Source organism: Acinetobacter sp. ANC_7588, assembly GCF_056783995.1.
Genome location: NZ_JBWYIU010000008.1, coordinates 121,382 through 141,953, shown reverse-complemented (window position 1 = coordinate 141,953; position 20,572 = coordinate 121,382). Strand labels below are relative to the sequence as shown.

Here is a 20,572-nt window from a genome sequence, read left to right as displayed (position 1 = left end):
TGATCAACATGTTTTATTCACTTTAATATGATCAAAATTTAAAAATTTTTAATGACACGATTCTAGTGAATTCTATTTTTTCACACTGTCGTACTTATTTATTTTTATGTATCGATAACAGCCAACCGCATCTATGTGTTGGCTGTCTATCAGAAAAGGGTTTTGGACAATAATTAAGCGGCAAATGCTCGATTTAAAATTGACGTCACATCTACTTGTTTAGGATCAAGCATTCCCACCACTTGACCATGAAATTTTTGATACCGCGTCGCAATAAAAGCATTGGCAATAAAATCTGGTGCATAACGTTTCAGCAATACTGCTTGAGAGAGCACAACCAAACGACTGACTAAGCTTCTCCCCATAAATTGTAAATCATCAGGTTCCTGATGAAATAATCTAAACAGTCCCTGCAACTCTTCATTAAGTATTTTGTCGTGACTTGCAGTAGATGCTAAATCTTTAAATAAGTGCTCGATTGATTCAGGATCACGTGAAATAGCACGAAGCACATCGAGACACATGACATTACCTGACCCTTCCCAAATAGTGTTCACAGGTGCTTCTTTAAAGAGACGAGCCATGATGCCATGTTCAACGTAGCCATTGCCACCGAAAACTTCCATCATTTCACCAGTCATCTCTACTGCTCTTTTACAGATCCAAAATTTTGCTGCTGGTGTCATGATACGTTTCCATGCCAAACAAAGTTCGCTGTCATGTTCATAACAATGAGCCAAATGGAAACTCAACTGCACTGCCGCTTCAGTTTCTAAAGCAAGATCTGTGAGCACAGACCGCATTAATGGCTGCTCAATGAGTCTCTTACCAAATGCTTGACGTTGACGAGTATAGGCAATGCTTTGTACTAGGGCCTGACGCATAATGCCACTTGAACCTACCGCACACGTTAATCGGGTATAATTCGCCATTTCAATAATCGTTGGAATGCCGCGTCCAGCCTCCCCCATCATAATGCCCCAAGCTTCTTTAAATTCGACCTCAGAGCTGGAGTTGCTGCGATTTCCAACCTTCTCTTTGAGTCGTTGAATATGAATCGCATTTTTTGTGCCATCTTCCAACCAACGCGGAACAAAGAAACACGCCAATCCATCATGCTCAGTTTTAGCAACAACCAAATGTGCATCGCACATAGGTGCTGAAAAAAACCATTTATGCCCAGTTAGTAAATAGGCTTGTCCTCTTCCAGACCGTCCAACTGGAACAGCTGTCGTTTCATTAGCACGCACATCAGAACCACCCTGCTTTTCAGTCATGCCCATTCCAATCCAAATCGATTTTTTCTGAGCAATCGGTAAATCGCGTTCATCATATTCAGTGGATAAAAGTTTATCTCCTAGCTTTTTCCACAGCTCAGGTTCTTTTTGAATCAATGGAATGCTGCCCAAGGTCATTGAATTTGGACATAAGTTTCCACACTCCACTTGACCACTGAGGAAGAATTTTGCTGCCCAATCCACCCAACCAGATTCTTGAGTGAAATTTAGAAAAGGATGTGCATGAACCGCATATTTACGATTTAACGCCATCCATTTGTGCCATGAAGGATGAAATTCAACAAAATCTGCCCGTCTACCTCGAGCATCAAAACTATGTAAAATAGGAGGATGTTTATTGGCAAGATCAGCATGGTGATAAAAGCTTTCACAACCTACGACTGCTCCAAATTCACTTAAATGGACTGAGTTTCTACTGCCATAACGCTGTAAGATTTCTTGTAAGATTGGATCTGTTGTATATAGATTATAATCTTGAAGCTCATCAAATTGATTATGTATTTGATGTGTCATCCATGCCGACATAAACGCACCCTCTTTGGAATTTTTATCTATAACTTCATTATTTATATTATCGAGTATAGCTTTTGAAAGTAGATTATCTAGTGCAAATGATGACCTGAATTGTCATTAAATTTTTATTAACGTCTTAATATGATCTCAGTATTGTGTTCTGCTATTGTTGCATCATCTTTCGATATTTTGCTGGTGGCATACCCTTACAGCGCTTGAATGCTCTAGAAAAAACAGATACTTCCGCATAACCCAACCGTTCAGAAATTTGATCTATTGTGAGATCAGTACCCAGCAATAAATCATCTGCCAAATCCTCACGTAAATTTTTAACCAATTGGTGAAATGTAATCCCTTCATTGGCTAAATTGCGCTGAATGGTACGAATATTGACAGCTAAAGCTTTCGATATATCTTCAATCGTCGGCATTTGGGATGCATTTTTTAATAAAAACTCACGTATTTTTTTACTATAGTCCCCTAAGCTTTTTCGGCGTCGAAATACATGCTCACACTCTTTTTGATAACGCATAAAAGTGAAGTCATCAGCTTGACGCAATGGGGTAAGCAACAATTCAGATTGAATCGTGATTCGACTTTGTGGTTTATCATAAAAAATAGGATAGCCTGTTAAGCCTTCTATCTGGTTTGCATAGCAAGGCTTGGTCATCGCTAAATCTATCTGAAAGGGTAATTGAGCACCAAGAATATCATTTTGAAGTGTGATGATCGTGGCAATATCTCTTTCTAAAATAAATAATTGCATATCAACACTTAGATCATGATGGAATAAATTCAAATGAGTAAATTCACCATCTTCTTGCAAGGCCACATCAGAAAAAATTGCGCCTAATTTCAGATAACGTATCGCAATCAACAACGCTTCTCTGACATTGGCACTACTTAAAATTGCAAATCCCCAAGCCCCTAATGTGGTGGTGTGATGTCGAAGCCCAGCTTCCAGCGCAATGGGATGTTCATCAGAGATTAGATTCAGAATATTTCTAATGATCTGTAATTCATTTCGCTCTTGGATTTCAAAATTTTCTCGATAAAGATCCTGTTTCGTCAGTTGTGTATTTTCTAGGGATTGCTCAAAAGTAATACCGTAGTTTTCAGCAACATGACATAGTACCCGAGCTGTATTCGCTTCCCTTAAAAACTTCCATGAATTAAGCATCATTATTCGCGTTTTTATTTGTCATCTAATGTCAAATTTAACTGTTTAATTATCATTCTACAAGTGAATTCAATCTCTTATATTCATAAAAAAAGAAAATGGAATTTTTTATGAACATGTATACCAATCTTGCTGAGGAACAGCAAAGCCTGGTCAATGAACTCACGGCGTTATATCAAAAAACCAAAGCCGAGATGAACGACCAAGATATTGATCATATTCGAAATGTTGCTGCATATTCAAAGGCTATAAAATTACGCAGTGATCAACTTATTCGTGAATGTGTAAGTTTAGAATCTTGGGGACGGGGCATTATTCTGGGTTGTTTACACACCCTACTCGAATTTTCAGAGCTCGGTCATAACATCATGCACGGAAGTTATGATCACCTCCCCCAAGCAACCGAGTTTCACTCAGAACGCTGGGTATGGGACTTTGTGACTGATCCTCGTGAATGGCGCGTCATGCATCATCAAAATCATCATCCATTTACCAACATCGTTGGCAAAGATCATGATTTAGGGTATTCCTTTTTAAGAAGCTTGGCAGGTCAAAGCTGGTATGGGCATCACAGTGTTCAATTGCTGATTTACAGTGCGCTGATGATCACTCCATCCTACTATTTCACACTCTATACAGCCACATCAGCAGCACGTACAGAAGGTCGAAAAATCCTTTCCAAAGAAACCTTTACTCAATCATTTCGTCTCATAAAAGATCATGTTCAAAAACAGTTTATTGAAGCACCAGTTGCTGCAAAATGGTCAAAAAAATTACCTGTTTTTATCGGAAATTATCTTACAACAACGATAGGCTATGGTTTTTTACTTCATATCCTCTTCTTAGAACATCACGCTGAAAATTTGGAGCTTTATTCAGATCCTGGACCTGATGAGACGCAAGAAGAATATTTCATACGACAGATTAAAAGTACCACCAATTTTATCCCATATGCACCGCTGGATCAGTTTCTCAAAAAAATCCTTGATGATGAGGTCCCGTATCCAAATCCACCTCCATTTGAAATCTTTTATGGCGGATTAGATACACATCTTGAGCATCATTTATTTCCAGATTTAGCATGTAATCGTCAAAGACAAATCAAAGCTGTAGTACGTAGTATTTGTGAAAAATATCATTTGCCTTATCACAATTCACCCATGGAAAAGCTGATTCCAGCGATACCGCTCAGCCTCATTAAAAGGACTCTACCTTTTGGTAATCAAGAAAAAAATAACCCTTTCAAATTACTCATTCGACCAAAAGAATTATTAAAACGTATCAAACGAGGAATTCAATATCAGCCACCCTCAACCATGACATATTTACACAAGCCACAGTTCTATAATGCGTCGGCAAAAGTTATACAAGTCGAAATACAGCTTAATGGTCAAGTCAAAACACTCAAAATGAGCAAGCCTCAAGGCTGGGAACATTTAAAATGGCAGGCAGGTGCATTTATTTCATTAAGCTTTGAAATAAATGGGCAAACTTATATTCGTCAATACAGCTTATTGCATGAAAGCCAAAGCGCAGATGGCTATTTTGAAATAGCAGTGAAACGTACACCTGCGGGCATCGTTTCTCACTATATTCATGATCATGTTCCTGTAAATACAGAGGTGACGATTGTAAGTCCACCACAATCTACACCTGATTTTGTTTTAGACACCCTCCCGCCGAAGTTAATCTTTATCGCAGCAGGAGTCGGTATTACACCAATTTTAAGTATGTTAAGAAAATATCAGCGTATCGAAAGTAAAGCTGAAGCTCATTTGTTTTACTTTAACCACGATGAAAACTCTATTTTGTTTGAAAATGAGATTCGTCAAATCGCGGGGCATTCGAATTTGAATGTTCACTTCATCTGCTCCAAAGTTCAGAACGAGTCGACATCTGATTTACGACAAGGACGTTTTAGTCTTGAAATTTTCCAACCTTATATTCGAGATTTTAAATGCCAACACGTATATGCCTGCGCCCCTCAAGCATTAATCGATTCTGCTCGCCAACAACTTATTCAAGCAGGCGTTAAAGCAGCAGCATTTCACACAGAAAATTTTAAACCTGCTCCTCTCAGTTTTGAGTCTGATGGTGTTACACGTCGAGTGATTTTCAAAAAAAGTAATAAAAGTATCGATATTGAAGGGAATGTCACTTTACTTGAAGCCGCGCGTTGGGCTGGACTAAAACTGCCAAGCGGTTGTCGACAAGGTTTATGCAAAGCCTGTGTATGCACTAAATTGGAAGGTCAAACTCAATTAGAAGTTAATTCATCCACTATTCAACATCGCATTACCCTATGCAACACTGTGGCTCGCTCACCAATCATTGTGCTTGATGTTTAACAAAGATTCTTAAGTTAATCGCCGTCATGAAGTAATCATGCAATGCTTCATGACAGTATGATTCAAACACTTAAACAACCAAACTTATGATTCATATCCAAAAATTACACAACCAAAACCTTACTGTAAATCATCGTTAAATCCTTTTAACTTGAACCAAATATTCTATTGGTGAATATTCAAATAAACCCTTAATTTATATGAGGGTAATTGGAATTTTATTTACAAATTAAACACTCCAATTGAACGCATCATGATTTATGATGAATTTGTAAACTCAATAAAACACACATTCTTGTCACAATGTTGCTTTAGAATGATCGAACAAAACGGTTCATGTCTCTGATATTGGAGGCGCTAGAACTTATAAAAGTGAATGCTCAGCCAACCATCAAGAAAGGCATATATTATAAATGGAGAATGAATATGAGCGATGACTCAAAAAAATGTCCTGTCACCCACTTAACAACTGATGCTGGTGCTCCTGTAGTAGACAACCAAAACAGTATGACAGCAGGTGCACGTGGTCCTTTACTTGCACAAGATTTATGGCTGAATGAAAAATTAGGCAACTTCGTTCGTGAAGTGATTCCTGAGCGTCGTATGCACGCGAAAGGTTCTGGGGCATTTGGTACCTTCACTGTTACCCATGATATTACGCAATATACTCGCGCTAAATTATTCTCTGAAATCGGTAAAAAAACCGATATTTTTGTGCGCTTCTCTACAGTTGCTGGCGAACGTGGTGCAGCAGATGCTGAACGTGATATCCGCGGTTTCGCAATGAAATTCTACACTGAAGAAGGTAACTGGGATTTAGTAGGTAATAACACTCCAGTTTTCTTCTTACGTGATGCGCGTAAGTTCCCTGACTTAAACAAAGCAGTTAAACGCGATCCTAAAACCAACAAACGTAGTGCAACCAACAACTGGGATTTTTGGACTTTACTTCCAGAAGCATTACATCAAGTGACGATTGTCATGTCAGACCGAGGTATCCCAGATGGTTACCGTCACATGCATGGTTTTGGTAGCCATACCTTCAGTTTCATTAATGCCAACAACGAACGCTTCTGGGTTAAATTCCATATGCGCACGCAACAAGGCATTAAGAATTTAACTGATGCAGAAGCTGAAGCGATTATTGCGAAAGATCGCGAAAGTTCTCAAACTGACTTATTTGATGCGATTGAACGTGGTGATTTCCCGAAATGGAAAATGTACGTCCAAATCATGCCTGAGTTAGATGCAGAGAAAGTTCCATATCACCCATTTGACTTAACCAAAGTATGGCCTAAAGGGGACTATCCTTTGATCGAAGTCGGTGAATTCGAACTTAATCGTAACCCTGAAAACTACTTCCAAGACGTAGAACAAGCTGCCTTTGCTCCAAGTAACTTAGTGCCAGGCATCAGCTTCTCACCTGACCGTATGCTTCAAGCACGTCTGTTCAACTATGCAGATGCTGCACGCTACCGTGTTGGTGTTAACCATTATCAAATTCCAGTGAATGCACCGCGTTGCCCTGTTCACTCAAACCGTCGCGATGGTCAAGGTCGTACTGATGGTAACTATGGTGCTTTGCCACACTATGAACCAAATAGTTTCAGCCAATGGCAGGAACAGCCACAATATAAAGAGCCACCATTAAAAATTTCTGGTGCGGCAGATTTCTGGGATTACCGCGAAGATGACAATGACTATTTCAGTCAACCACGCGCATTATTCAATCTCATGAATGATCAGCAAAAACAGGCTTTATTTGACAATACAGCCGCAGCAATGGGCGATGCATTAGATTTCATTAAGTATCGTCATATTCGTAACTGCTATGCTTGTGACCCAGCATATGGCGAGGGTGTTGCAAAAGCATTAGGCATGACTGTAGCTGATGCACAGGCTGCACGTGCAACTGACCCAGCACAAGGAAATCCTGGCCTACTTTAATTAATATCTCCATAAAAAAACCGCTGTTATCAGCGGTTTTTTTATTCAAACAATTAGTTTTTTACCTTCCCGAATACAATAAAATGGACTGATAAATTTAGATGCATTTTTCATCGCTTGGTGCAGATCCAACTCAGGTTGATTCCGATCTTCATCTGTTAACTGAAAAGTACGATAGTGAATAGCTAATGAACGTTTTGCGTGTAAATCTTTATGTGCTTGGAATGCATCAGCAGGATTCATATGTAGATATTGCATCAATACTCTTGGTTCATATGCACCGATTGGCAGTAAAGCAATCCTTGGTGCACCTAAGCGCTGGTGAATCTCTTTAAAATGTTGTGCATAGCCTGTATCACCAGCAAAGTAACAATGACTATGCTCAGATAAAATTGAAAAACCACCCCATAATGCAAGGTTTTGATCACGAAGCCCTCGACCAGAACCATGTTGGGCAGGCGTGTAGACAATTTTAAAATCTTTGAATAAGGCAGACTGCCACCAATCCATCTCAATCACATGAAATGCTTTCGGCAAATAGGCTGCATTTCCTAGACCTGTATAGATCGGCATAGCAAATTTTTGATGTAGCCAATTCAAACTCGCTAAATCCATATGATCATAGTGATTATGACTGAGTAATACTGCGTGAATCTGTGGTAAATCTTCAAGTGCAATCCCTGCAGGGATAACACGTTTCGGTCCACTCCCGTGCTTTGGGCTTACATAATCCGCCCATACAGGGTCGGTTAAGAAGTTATATGGACCAATTTGAATTAAAACCGTAGCATGACCAACAAACCATACTTGCCAATCTTCTAAATCTGCATGCGGACGAGCCTCAGGCTTAGCACGTTTGGTTTGAATAAAGTCCTGTTGCTCTTTCGCGAAATCACCTTGCCAGGTAAAGCTTTTACGAGCCATCAACCATTTATATAAATTCCATTGGTTGAGCTGTGCAGGACGTGGTTCCTGATTAACGAATCTTTGCCCATTATGGTGATCCAGTGAAACCAATTTAAGTTTTGGTTTAAACCACACATGCCGAATACAATCTTCAGTCTTTAGTTGATAGTGCAGATTAGAATCTTGCGGCTTCCGTCCAACAACAAGTGTAGACTCTGGATTACTCGAAGTCGTCGTTGGAATATCAGTCAAATTAGACATAATAAATGTAAGCACCTTAAACCGAAGCGATTTTGAAATAGTTGATTATTCAGTTATATAAATAGATTATGTTCATCATCTATTCGCATTTTTAAATTATGTTTTTAAAAGATACACTGTTCGTGTTTCATTTAAGACAACATCAATCTCAATTCCCATGAAGTGGTTATAATTTCATCAATAAATTGTGAAATAGAACACCAATCATCCCTCTATTATTCATCATATACAACTCAGACTTTCTTTTTGTTTATGATTTTGTTGTTTTTTTCTGATTTTTGATGTTTTTTTAATCACCCACAGAAATCTTAAATAGAGGAAGTTAAATTTTGTTTAGGATGTGACTTAACGCTGAACAACTGATCTCCCAAAGCTTCAACGTACTTTTCTCTACATTATTATTTTTCATAGACTTAAAGCCGAAACAATTGGTTTCAACTTTAATAGATACAATCTTTTCTAAACCTATACAAATCAGTCACTCATTCACGATGAGAGTTCGATCTTGAAATCTAAAATTTCTATCTAAGTAAGAAATTAAATGCATGTAAATTTTAAAATACAAAAAAATGCTTCATTCACTAACTAAATACCAAAATACATCTACTTATTGATCAATTTCACTTATACTCATCTTTAGCAACATTAAGACATTTTTTAGATTATTCTCTGGAAGGCTATATGGAATTACGGCATTTGCGCTATTTTATTACAGTTGCAGAAGAGCTTAATTTTAGCAAAGCTGCACTTAAGCTCTACACAGCACAGCCTTCACTCAGCCAACAAATCAAAGATTTAGAAGAAGATGTTGGTGTGCGTTTACTAAATCGAACCAAACGAAAAGTTGAATTGACCGAAGAAGGCGCTGTGTTTCTGGAACAGGCGAGACTCACCATTGCTCAAGCAGAAAAAGCAATTAATATGGCGCGCCAAGTGTCTAAAGCAAAACAAAAAATGCTACGCATTGGTTTTGTGCCAGTTGCAGAAATGAAAATCTTTCCTTATGTATTACCTAACTTACGTGTTCAAAATCCCGAATTAAAAATTGAATTACAAAGCTTAAATAATATTGAGCAATTCAAAGGCATAAAGAAAGGTGAATTGGACATTACTTTTACTCGTCAACGTTTAGATTCTGAAGAGATCGAGAGTCGCTTTGTACTCCGTGAGCCTTTAGTTTTTATTCTGCCTAAAGATCACCCTTTGGCAAAGTACGATCGTATTCCTGTAAAAGCGCTTGATGGCATTGATTTTGTGATCCCTTCAGATGAGCAATCTAAGACCCTGCATGACACCATTTTAGGCTTTGCTGAACAAAATGGCGTTTCTTTTAAAATTGTTCAAAAAGCTGACAATATCTTGTTTAACATTAACTCTATTGGTATTGGCTTAGGGTGTACGATTCTTCCTGGCTATATTATGCCACTTCTCTTGGAAAATAGTGTGACTCGTCCACTCGATGTAGAGCTACCTTCGCTTGATCTCTTTGTAAGTTATCGCAAGAATGCCACTGGTATTGCTGTGCAAAAATTTATGGAGTTACTTTCAAAAGTCTTTTATTTAGACTTTAATCAAAGTTCAACGTGAATAAAAAACCCGCTGAATTGAGCGGGTTTTTTATCGATGTGATTTAGCAAGCAACTGACTGATTAATCAAATTTTTTAAAAGTTGATGTAATTCATCAATGGAATCCACGACCGCAAGTGGATGATATTGCTGTAGTACCTCAGGTACATGAACGCCATACGTCACCCCTACACTTGGCATACGAATATTCAATGCCATTTCAAGATCGTATGAAGTATCTCCTACCATTATCGCTTGATCTGCATTAAAACCAGTTTCGGCTAAAATTTCAGCCAACATCAACGGATCTGGTTTTGATTTTGTTTCACTGGCTGCACGTGTCGCTGAAAACAAACTCACACTCTGAGTTTGCCCCAGTACTCGATCTAGCCCCTTACGACTTTTTCCTGTCGCAACAGCCAAATGAATACCTGACTCTTTGAGATCATGCAACATTTCAGCCACACCATCAAACCAACGATCATGTTTCGAGTGCTCAACATAATGCGCTGAATAAGACTGTAAAATTGCCTCGTGTAAATCAGGAACCTGAGGAAATAAAACCTGCGCTACTTCAGGTAATCCTAAGCCAATAATGCTTTTAGCATCCTCATCAGTCAAAGGTTGATTAAATTGTTTGGCGGCAAATTTTAAACTTTCAACAATTTGACCCACTGAATCAAATAAGGTGCCATCCCAATCAAAAATAATGAGTTTTACCGCTGATGTCATATTTTGTATCCTAATTTTGATCGGGTAGATGCCATTTAAATATCATATTGACATATTAAGATCTCATCGTTGCATGACCTCGTCATGACACAATGATTCAATCCTTACACAACCACTGAGACGCAATCAGTCTTGTTGAGACTGCACTACAGGTTTATCCGCTTTTTGTGCGCGAAGTTGTGCAACCAGGCTTTGCATATCCTCAGGCAATGGTGCTTCAATTACTGGATATCCAGGAATCTCTAAGCGCATTGCGTGTAAACATAAACGACGTGGTTTAGGTCCACGATATTCCGTCTCATGCCCGTACTTTTCATCACCCACCAAGGGATGACCAATACTGAGTCCATGTACGCGAATTTGATGTGTACGACCAGAAAGCGGTGATGCATACACGAGTGATGCATGCATAAAGCGTTCTGCTACCTTCCATTGGGTTTTTGAAGGCTTTCCTTCTTTAGATACACGCACTCGACGTTCACCATTGGCTAACTCATAGCGATGTAATGGTGCATCGATTAATTGGGAATCTAGTGTTACTTGGCCTTTCACCACAGCAGCATAAGTTTTTTGAATCTTGTGTTCACGAAGCATATCTTGAAGTGTTTTTAATACGCTACGCTTTTTAGAAATCATCACCAAGCCTGAAGTATCTCGGTCAATACGATGGATCAGTTCTAAATATTTTTTCTCTGTCGCTGCGCGTAAGCCTTCAATTAAGCCATACGCCACACCACTTCCACCGTGCACCGCAATCCCAGAAGGTTTGTTCACCACTAAAAGACCTTCATCTTCATAAACCACACGGCTTAACAAGCCCTGCGCGACTTTGTCTGATACTGGAGCTTGAGATTCATCTTTTTGTTCATAACGAATCGGTGCAACACGGATTTGATCACCAATATTTAATTTGGTTTCCGCTTTCACACGCTTTTTGTTGACCCGCACCTGACCTTCACGAATTAAACGATAGATTCGACTTTTCGGTACTCCTTTAAGACGAGCGAATAGAAAATTGTCGATGCGTTGCCCCAATTGGTGCTCATCCACTTCAAACCAAGTGACGCTTTGCCATTCTTGCGTAGAATTCATACAGTTACGTTGACCTAAAAAAATACTAAATTCGATTAAAAACTGATCATTTAGACTACCCAATTGACTAGAAATGTCTGTGTAGCCCATAGGCAGATGATCTAAGGTTTGCTATAGTCAGCGCACGGATACCGCCGTAAGTGAACATTTGTTTAGAGATTTCAAAATTTTGAAATTCAAACTAAATTTTTGTTTAGCATAAACTCGGAATGGTCCCAAAAGAATATGCCAACGCCGAAGGCTTATTATATCGGCAAAAAGACAAACTGTTGCGTTTAATTGTGCTTTTGCACATAAATCAGTTTGTTTAAAAAAATATGTCGCCAACAATTATGTTGGTTTTTAAACGTTAACTGATACACATCAGAATAGTCGCAACCTGATTTCTCATTCAGGCTATAACGTTAGATGCATTGGATCTGCACAATTTGTAAAGATACGACGATAATTCCGTATCAAGACACTCTATCAAAAAATTGAAGAGATGATCTTCGAGCAATGTGACAGTGAAAGTAACGAACATCCAATGCACCGTTAGTCCGCCAGTGAATGTTCAGGCTTCTTTAATCAGTGACAGGATTAAAGCCGTATTGCCATCATCAATACGTGAATCAAAATACCGAAGCCCATCAATAAAGGCCGGTAATACACTTAGATCAAACTGATTATGGTGATCTAGGAATTGATCCATGCGGGTTGATGTTCGCTACGTAAATCGCGATGTTTTTGCTTGTGTATCACTATTAGGTGTTACACCCATGAAACGTATGTTGATCAATGCAACACATGCCGAAGAAGTTCGCGTTGCACTCATCACTGGTCACCGTCTTTACGATTTCGATTTAGAAAATCGTACTCGTGAACAAAAGAAAGCCAATATCTACAAAGGTCATGTGACTCGCGTTGAGCCATCTCTTGAAGCTGTTTTTGTAGAATATGGTGCAGGCCGTCAAGGCTTTCTTTCAATGCGTGAAATCGCAAACTCATATTACAAAGCTGACCCTCGTCAAACTTCAAACATTCGTGAGTTAATCACTGAAGGTACTGAGCTTTTAGTTCAAGTTGAAAAAGAGGAACGTGGCAACAAAGGCGCTGCTCTCTCAACTTTCATTTCCCTTGCGGGTCGTTACTTGGTCTTAATGCCAAACAACCCGAAAGGTGGTGGTATTAGTCGTCAAATTTCTGGTTCAGTTCGTGAAGAATTGAAAGAAATGTTGGCCTCTTTAAATGTACCTCGTGGTATGAGCGTGATTGTACGTACTGCAGGGATTGGTCGCTCACAAGAAGAGCTTCAACTTGATCTTCAGCACCTTCTCGATCTTTGGGCACGCATCCAAAGTACAGCAAATTCTGGCCCGTCTCCAATGTTGGTTCATCAGGAAGCTGGTGTAGTTACTCGTGCAATTCGCGACTATTTACGTGATGATGTTGCAGAAATTTTAATTGATTCTGAACAAGCTTATAACGAAGCCTATAACTTTGTTAAAGCCGTGATGCCGAACCAATTAGACAAGTTAAAAACATATACTTTGAATGAGCCTTTATTTGCTCATTTTGGTATCGAAAGTCAAATTCAAACAGCTTACGAGCGTGAAGTTAAGCTTCCTTCTGGTGGTTCAATTGTCATTGACCAAACAGAAGCATTGGTTTCGATCGATATTAACTCTGCAAAATCTACTCGTGGTCACGATGTAGAGGAAACTGCGCTTAGTACTAACTTAGAAGCAGCAGAAGAGATCGCTCGCCAACTTCGCTTACGTGATATCGGTGGTCTGGTCGTGATTGACTTCATTGATATGACCAAAGAACGCAATCAACGTATGGTTGAAGCGAAACTGCGTGAATCAACTCAAAGTGATCGTGCACGTATCCAGTTCGGTCAATTGTCTCGTTTCGGCTTAATGGAAATGAGTCGCCAACGTTTACGCCCTTCTTTAGAAGAAGCGACTGGCTATGTATGTCCACGTTGTCATGGCACAGGTATGGTTCGTGACTTGCGTTCTCTTTCACTTTCAATCATGCGTAAAGTTGAAGAAATTGCACTTCGTGAGCGTCAAGGTGAAGTTCAAGTAGAAGTTCCTGTTGAAATTGCAGCATTCCTTCTCAATGAAAAACGTCATAGCCTCGTATATTTGGAGCAAACTTCAAATGTACGTGTGACTGTACTCCCACACCCGCATTTAGAAACGCCACATTACGAAATCTCGTATAATCCTGAAGGCTTTGCACCAACCAGCTATGAACGTACTGAAGCGACTCGTTCAAGTGAAAAAGAGTTGGGTTATGAGTCTTCAGAATGGCACTTAGAAGAAGAGCATGCAGCTCCACATACGCATGCCCCTGTAACGCAGGAAAAAGGCAATAAGCGTCATAAAAATAACCAAAATGCTACACAACCTGCGGTAGCGCAAAAAACTGCCCCAGCAGTAGCTGCTCCAGCAACTAGCCCATGCGCATGGTTAGAAAATCTGTTTGTTCAAAAACAAGCAAGTACGATTGATCAATCGCGTACGGCTAACTCTGCAGCGGCTGCAATTGAACAAATGGTGAACGGTGGTGCCGTAAGTCGTGGGCAATTCGGTCAAATTGCACCTGTAACACCTGTGGCAATTGAAGCATCTGCACCACTTGAAACAAATGCGTATATTTCACATACGCCTGTTGCGAAAAATGATACACGCGACCAAGAACGTCAAGCTGAAAAAGACGAGCGTCCACAACGTCATAACAAGAAAAATCGCAATAAGCAACGTGACACACGCGAAGTTAACGCAGATCAACATGTGATTGAAGAAGTTGTACAGGCACCTCGCCATGAACAACGTCAAGACAATCGTCATGAGTCACGCAATGAAAACCGTCATGAGCAACGCCAAGAACAGCGTGATCAGAAACGTCATCAAAAGCGCCCTCAACAAAACGAGACAGCTTTCGAAGCACAAACTGAACAAGCTGTGCCACGTCGAGACCGTAATGCACAACGTCCACAACGTCCAAATCGTCACCGCGATCAAAGTGTATTAAATCAAGAGCAATCTTCAGCACCTGTTGCTCCAGAAGCTCAAGTTAAAGTTGATTTAATTGATGTACCTCGTAATGATGAGCTTAAAACAGCGTTAGTGGTTAATGTTGATCAAGCACAAAGTGAGATTGTTGCATTAACGCCTGAAGTAGCAGCACCTGTAGCAACTGCTCCAGCACCTGTTGTGACAGACGCTGAAGTGTCAGCACCTCAAGTGGAAATTACGGTTGATGAACCTGTCATTGAAGCTGAGGTTAAACCTCAACAAGCACCACAACGTGCAAGTAACGACCCACGTCAACGTCGTCGTAACAAGCATCAACATGACCAGAAAGCAAAATCAGATGCGCCGAAGCTTCGCCCTTCACAAGTGCCAGCTTTAGCACAACATACGGTTTTAAGCTTAATTCAACATGTTTATGGTGCGGATTGCTCTGTATTGATTGAGCAGTTTGGATTAATTCCAACCTTCAATCGCGCATTGCAAAAGTTCACTGAACAGTATGCAGCGAGTTTAAATACTCAATCTGCTGAACCTGCTACTGAGAAAAAACCAGTAACACGTGATGTCGCTGTTCAACAAGCTCCAGCTGAAAAAGAGCCTGCACCTGTGTTGGACTTAACACCTCCAAAACCAGTGTCTGATAAGCGTGTTGCAAACGATCCACGTGAGCGTCGTCGTCTTGCAAAACTTGCAGCAGAGCAAGCAAAACAAGCGCGCCTTGAAGAAGTTGCAGCACAAGAAGCCGTGAAAGTTGAAGCACCTGTTACGGATGCTCCACAAGCAGCTGATGCAACATCTGAAGTTGCACATCAAGAAACAGCAACACAGACAGCTGAAGTGACTCAATCTGAAGTGAAGACTGAAGAAAAAGTTCAAACTTCTTCACAACAGCAACCTGAAGAAAAATCTTCAGAATCAACTGAAGTTGCGTCTACAGAAGCAGAAACTGCGAAAGTTGAAGTGGCGGAAGTTGCCGTAAGTGCTGAGGATAAATCTGCACAAGCTGAAGCAGATAAGGATGATGCAGAACAGCAGGAAGAAGACAAACCTGTTCGTCCGCGTCGCCCTCGTGGTCGCCCACCAAAAAAAGCAACCCCATCAGCTGAGTAATTTGCTTAAACTACATTAGCTTTTGACAAACCTAGTCATTACGGTGGCTAGGTTTTTTTGTTATGGTCTTTAAAGTTTTGACTGAAAAATCCTGTTCAGAATTGATCAATTTTTCAAAATGGATAAGATATTCAGTGACAAAACCAAGTAAAAAACTTGCGAAAAATTAAAGACTAAACGGAATATCACAAAAAATAGGACCAGTATGAGCCAGACTTATCAAAACGATCTCATTGGAATCAAAGACGTAGCAGCACGACTCCCACATTTGGTCACGAAGTTGCCAAATATTCTTGTCGGGCTCAAACAGGCTTATTTACGTACTCCTAAAACGCCAGCAGGTCTTGCCCTCGCTTTTGAGCGTGCAGCGCAAAAAAATCCTCAAGGTATTGCGCTGTTATGTGAAGATCAGAAATATACCTACCAACAACTAAATGATTGGGCAAACCAAATTGCACACTACTACATCACTAAGGGTGCAAAAAAAGGTGATGTGATTGCGGTTATTGTTGAAAACCGTAGTGAACTTATTGCCACCGTCATTGGTCTTGCAAAAATTGGGGTTGTTTCAGCGCTCGTCAATACGTCTCAAACAGGTAAGGTACTTACCCATAGTATTAATTTGGTTAAACCAATCGGCGTAATTGTCGGTGAAGAATGCCGTGAAGCTGTAGATGAAGTACGCGAACAACTGACTGTCGCAAAAGATAAGCTCTATTGGCTGGCTGATCAAAATACACGCCAAAATGCTGGTCAAGCACCTGAAGGCTATCATAATCTTGCACAAGAAATTTTATCTGAATCTAAAGATAATCTAGCTGAAACACATAAGGTGACTGGTGCTGACGGATTATTCTACATCTATACGTCTGGCACAACAGGTTTACCAAAAGCCGTAGTCTTTACCAATAGTCGTTGGATGTTAGCGTATGGCACATATGGTCATGTCCTCAATCTAAATAAAGATGACGTTATGTATGTCACTTTACCGCTTTATCATGCTACAGGCATGGTAGTGTGCTGGTGTGGTGTAATTGCTGGTAGTTCGACACTAGCGATTCGTCGTAAGTTCTCAACCTCTTCTTTTTGGAAAGATGTTCAAAAATTTAATGCATCAGCAATTGGTTATGTTGGTGAGCTATGTCGCTATCTTCTAGATGCACCTGAATCACACCAAGATCGCAATCATCGCGTCACCAAGATGATTGGTAACGGCATGCGTCCAAATATTTGGGATAAATTTAAAAATCGCTTTGGCATTGAAGAAGTACTCGAACTTTATGCTTCAAGTGAAGGCAATGTCGGCTTTTCCAATATTTTAAACTTCGACAACACCGTAGGTTTCTCTCCTATTCCTTATGCCATTATCCAATATGACAAGGAAAAAGAAGCTCCTATTCGCGATGCAAAAGGTCATTGTATTAAAGTCAAAAAAGGTGAAACAGGCTTATTGATTGGTAAAATTACCAATCGCTCGCCATTTGATGGTTATACCGATCCAGAAAAGAATAAATCCTCGATCATGCATGATGTTTTTACCAAAGGAGATTCTTATTTCATCACGGGTGACCTTGTGCGAGATATCGGGTGCCGCCATGCTCAATTTGTTGACCGTCTCGGTGATACCTTCCGCTGGAAAGGTGAGAATGTCTCTACAACTGAGGTTGAAAATATTTGTAGTGATTATGAAAAGATCACAGAAGCAGTGGTATACGGCGTTGAGATTCCAAATACTAACGGTCGTGCAGGTATGGCAGCCATCACTTTAGCAGAAGGTGCTGAACTAAATGAGCAAGATTTATCCGATATGGCTCAGTTCTTTAAGAAGTCTTTGCCTAGCTATGCAGTTCCAGTGTTCTTACGTGTACAGAAAACACTCGAAACTACAGGAACATTTAAATATCAAAAGAGTAAGTTAAAGGAAGAAGCTTATTTTCCAGACAAAACTTCAGATCGTATTTTGGTTTTATTACCAAATGAAGATGCATATTGCGATTTAAATGAAGAGATTCTGAAAAATATTGAACAGTATAAATATCGTTTTTAAGCTAAAATCGATTGTTTTTTGGCTAGAAAACACGAAATTGTGTCATTTCTAGCCAAACGTAACAAAGTTTTATATTTTTTACTTGCGCTACTCAAATAACTTGCTAAAATACGCAACATCAAAACGAGATGGGTCGTTAGCTCAGTTGGTAGAGCAGCGGACTTTTAATCCGTTGGTCCCGCGTTCGAGTCGCGGACGACCCACCACTTATTTTGAAACCCCTATGGGTCGTTAGCTCAGTTGGTAGAGCAGCGGACTTTTAATCCGTTGGTCCCGCGTTCGAGTCGCGGACGACCCACCAGATTCTTAAAAAAGCCTTTCATCTTGAAAGGCTTTTTTATTGCCTGCAATATAATACAAGCTACCCTCATAGAGGATCAATTCTTATATCTTCAAAGCTTTTGACGTTGCAAAGTATATGCACGTGACGGAAGCGGATTGTCTTTAAAGAAAGTTTGGTTCACTTCCGTTGCATTGGCAATTTTATCAAGATCCATGACCATATTACCCTGCTCATCCAAATCGTAAAAAAACTGAACCCCACTCTCTCTCAAAATAATGATTTGATGGTGATGCGGATCATACAACCAACGATCTTGGCGATATTGACGTTGCGTTGTAAATTCAACCTTACCACGATGCATAAAAATACGATGAGCTGTGCCATCAGCCAATAAATTGATAATAAACTCAGCTTCACCCTTATCACAACGAGCAAAGCCATCATCACATTGCATGGTGGTTTGGTAGCGACCTACAAATTTCTGCCATTCTTTAGCAACAGACTGCGGTGTTGTATCCGCATTCTCTTGAACTGGAGGCCGTGCCTTACCTGCGACATTCGTTAATGAGTTAGAAGACTCAGGTGTATGCGACTCCTGAATTTGGTTGATGTGTTCAATATGTGGCGATTCATTCTGGCTACATGCCGCAAGTGCAATATTCATGATGGCGATAATGCTGAACATTGAGATTGAATGAACTTTAAAATTTAAATTCATCATTTTATATCTTGAGCCATTTCATAAATTGCGATGTATAAAAATATTATCCTTATAAAATAGGGGTATACAAGTATTAGACTGATCTGACTATTTATGCAGAACCTATACCACATCAAGGTTTTATCTTTTTCATTACATAAAATTACGATATTTTTTGAATAATCTCCTTTAAAACTAAAAATTATTCTCCATATAAAATGTATAGACAAACGTTAAAGAAAAATTGCGAAGTCTATTTCATGACTATTTTAGGTTCTAAAGGAGAACTCAATGGCCAATGTTGGTTTATATCGCTCAAACCGCTCTAACATGATTGCTGGTGTGATGGGCGGTATTGCTGAACGTTTTGGTTGGAATGCGAATTTATTACGAATTATTTTTGTTCTAGTGTCAGTGATGAGCGCTGCATTTCCAGGAATTTTAGTGTACTTAGTGCTTTGGTTAGTGATGCCAAAAAATAAAGTTCAGCACGAACATTCAAATACTTATGATCGTCCAATGCGCACTGTACATCAGGACAGATCTCCGCTTTAACTTGAGTTTACCCTCAATCACCCACACAACCTCGGGTGAGTTTTTCAACACGATAATTTCCCCCAATTATCGTGTTTTTTTTATTCTCATTTTGCATCTTTCTCAAAATAGCGCTAACTTGAACAAAACAATAAATATGGACAATCAATGGCACAGTCGGAGTGGATGGTATTGTGGCTATGCGCACTGGCCGCATTATTACATGGCCTGAGCGGTTTCGGCTTTCCCATGATGAGTACCGCTGTACTCTCTACTCAACTCCCGCTCAGCCTCGCTGTCACTTTGGTCATTCTTCCCTGCCTCATTTTAAATTTAATTCTGTTAACTGCCCACCCTCAGTATTCAATATGTCAGAGCATTCAACACTACAGCATAAGATTTTCCCCCCTTATTCTAAGTAGCTTAGTTGGCAGTCTGCTTGGGGTGAAACTTTTATTGTGGCTCAATGAAGGTTATTTAAAGCTTTTACTTGGCATGGTGATGGTACTGTATGTGATTGATCAATTACGACAACATTCATTCACCGTCAGCCCGTCAATGCTCAATATGCTGATATTCGGTCTGTTAGCAGGCATTATCGGTGGTGCTACCAATGCAATGGCACCATTTCTAATAATGTATTTACTCAGCTGTCAGCTGAGTAAAACCGATATTGTGATCGTGAGTAATTTAAGCTTTATCGCCAGCAAATTGATACAACTCCTTCTACTTTACCCAATTTTGGTCAATATTGATGAGCATCAACAACTTTTAGTCATGTTGATCTGTGTTTTTGCAATATTTGGGGTATGGATCGGAGGATGGATCAGGCAACATATCTCTCAACAGTTTTTTAAAAATACAGTATTGATCCTATTACTTTTGCTCGGCATTCAAGCCCTGTGGCAAAGCTATAATTTATTAGAACAATCGATTTCATTGTTTAAATAGTATATTTTGAAAAGTGATAAGGATATTCATTCTTCAGAATTAAGAAGTTTAATACATGCAACTATAAAACCTATAGC

General features: G+C 39.7%; 14 protein-coding genes and 2 tRNA genes. 9 read left to right on the top strand and 7 right to left on the bottom strand.

Annotated elements, in window-relative coordinates:
* Positions 1 to 173 precede the first annotated feature (173 nt).
* Together AC1M9J_RS09360 and AC1M9J_RS09355 are read right to left on the bottom strand one after the other, a co-directional pair.
* Positions 174 to 1,823, bottom strand: coding sequence for an acyl-CoA dehydrogenase family protein (locus AC1M9J_RS09360; RefSeq protein ID WP_481607303.1), 1,650 nt, complete (start codon positions 1,821 to 1,823; stop codon positions 174 to 176).
* Between the two features lie 151 nt (positions 1,824 to 1,974).
* Positions 1,975 to 2,991: an AraC family transcriptional regulator gene (locus tag AC1M9J_RS09355; RefSeq protein ID WP_481952208.1), complete on the bottom strand. Its 1,017-nt coding sequence runs from the start codon at positions 2,989 to 2,991 to the stop codon at positions 1,975 to 1,977.
* Between the two features lie 110 nt (positions 2,992 to 3,101).
* Between AC1M9J_RS09355 and AC1M9J_RS09350 the strand changes: the two genes are divergently transcribed.
* Complete coding sequence (locus AC1M9J_RS09350) at positions 3,102 to 5,339, top strand: fatty acid desaturase (RefSeq protein WP_481952207.1); 2,238 nt, start codon at positions 3,102 to 3,104, stop codon at positions 5,337 to 5,339.
* A gap of 426 nt (positions 5,340 to 5,765) precedes the next feature.
* Positions 5,766 to 7,286, top strand: a complete 1,521-nt coding sequence (locus AC1M9J_RS09345; RefSeq protein WP_035264193.1) for a catalase — start codon at positions 5,766 to 5,768, stop codon at positions 7,284 to 7,286.
* Between the two features lie 45 nt (positions 7,287 to 7,331).
* Here the strand turns inward: AC1M9J_RS09345 and AC1M9J_RS09340 are convergent, their stop codons facing one another.
* Positions 7,332 to 8,453 (bottom strand): MBL fold metallo-hydrolase, encoded by a 1,122-nt coding sequence (locus tag AC1M9J_RS09340; RefSeq protein ID WP_481596202.1) that lies wholly within the window; start codon positions 8,451 to 8,453, stop codon positions 7,332 to 7,334.
* A 681-nt stretch (positions 8,454 to 9,134) separates the two neighbouring features.
* Here AC1M9J_RS09340 and hcaR point away from each other — a divergent pair.
* Positions 9,135 to 10,040, top strand: a complete 906-nt coding sequence (gene hcaR / locus AC1M9J_RS09335) for a DNA-binding transcriptional regulator HcaR (protein WP_092766703.1) — start codon at positions 9,135 to 9,137, stop codon at positions 10,038 to 10,040.
* Positions 10,041 to 10,083: 43 nt separating this feature from the next.
* Here hcaR and AC1M9J_RS09330 read toward each other — a convergent pair whose 3' ends face one another.
* The 3 genes from AC1M9J_RS09330 to AC1M9J_RS09320 form a co-directional block, all read right to left on the bottom strand.
* Entirely contained in the window at positions 10,084 to 10,752 is a 669-nt protein-coding gene (locus AC1M9J_RS09330; protein WP_092766702.1) for an HAD family hydrolase, read from the bottom strand.
* A 126-nt stretch (positions 10,753 to 10,878) separates the two neighbouring features.
* On the bottom strand, positions 10,879 to 11,844 hold the full coding sequence (locus AC1M9J_RS09325) for an RluA family pseudouridine synthase (protein WP_481952214.1): 966 nt from the start codon (positions 11,842 to 11,844) through the stop codon (positions 10,879 to 10,881).
* A gap of 553 nt (positions 11,845 to 12,397) precedes the next feature.
* The gene (locus tag AC1M9J_RS09320) at positions 12,398 to 12,535 is read right to left on the bottom strand and encodes a hypothetical protein (RefSeq protein WP_179998737.1); all 138 of its coding nucleotides are present in this window, start codon (positions 12,533 to 12,535) and stop codon (positions 12,398 to 12,400) included.
* A 67-nt stretch (positions 12,536 to 12,602) separates the two neighbouring features.
* On the opposite strand from AC1M9J_RS09320, the gene AC1M9J_RS09315 reads away from it, so the two are divergent.
* From AC1M9J_RS09315 to AC1M9J_RS09300, 4 genes are all read left to right on the top strand, one after another.
* Entirely contained in the window at positions 12,603 to 15,980 is a 3,378-nt protein-coding gene (locus AC1M9J_RS09315; RefSeq protein WP_481952213.1) for an Rne/Rng family ribonuclease, read from the top strand.
* 205 nt (positions 15,981 to 16,185) lie between these two features.
* Entirely contained in the window at positions 16,186 to 18,027 is a 1,842-nt protein-coding gene (locus tag AC1M9J_RS09310; RefSeq protein ID WP_481952206.1) for a long-chain-acyl-CoA synthetase, read from the top strand.
* Between the two features lie 130 nt (positions 18,028 to 18,157).
* Positions 18,158 to 18,233 (top strand) — tRNA-Lys (locus AC1M9J_RS09305).
* 19 nt (positions 18,234 to 18,252) lie between these two features.
* Positions 18,253 to 18,328 (top strand) — tRNA-Lys (locus tag AC1M9J_RS09300).
* A gap of 91 nt (positions 18,329 to 18,419) precedes the next feature.
* Here the strand turns inward: AC1M9J_RS09300 and AC1M9J_RS09295 are convergent.
* Positions 18,420 to 19,031, bottom strand: coding sequence for a hypothetical protein (locus AC1M9J_RS09295; protein WP_481588637.1), 612 nt, complete (start codon positions 19,029 to 19,031; stop codon positions 18,420 to 18,422).
* Between the two features lie 270 nt (positions 19,032 to 19,301).
* Here AC1M9J_RS09295 and AC1M9J_RS09290 point away from each other — a divergent pair, with 270 nt between their 5' ends.
* Together AC1M9J_RS09290 and AC1M9J_RS09285 are read left to right on the top strand one after the other, a co-directional pair.
* Positions 19,302 to 19,565: a PspC domain-containing protein gene (locus tag AC1M9J_RS09290; protein WP_179998741.1), complete on the top strand. Its 264-nt coding sequence runs from the start codon at positions 19,302 to 19,304 to the stop codon at positions 19,563 to 19,565.
* A 147-nt stretch (positions 19,566 to 19,712) separates the two neighbouring features.
* A complete protein-coding gene (locus tag AC1M9J_RS09285; protein WP_481952205.1) occupies positions 19,713 to 20,495 on the top strand; it encodes a sulfite exporter TauE/SafE family protein in 783 nt (260 codons plus the stop codon).
* Positions 20,496 to 20,572 lie beyond the last annotated feature (77 nt).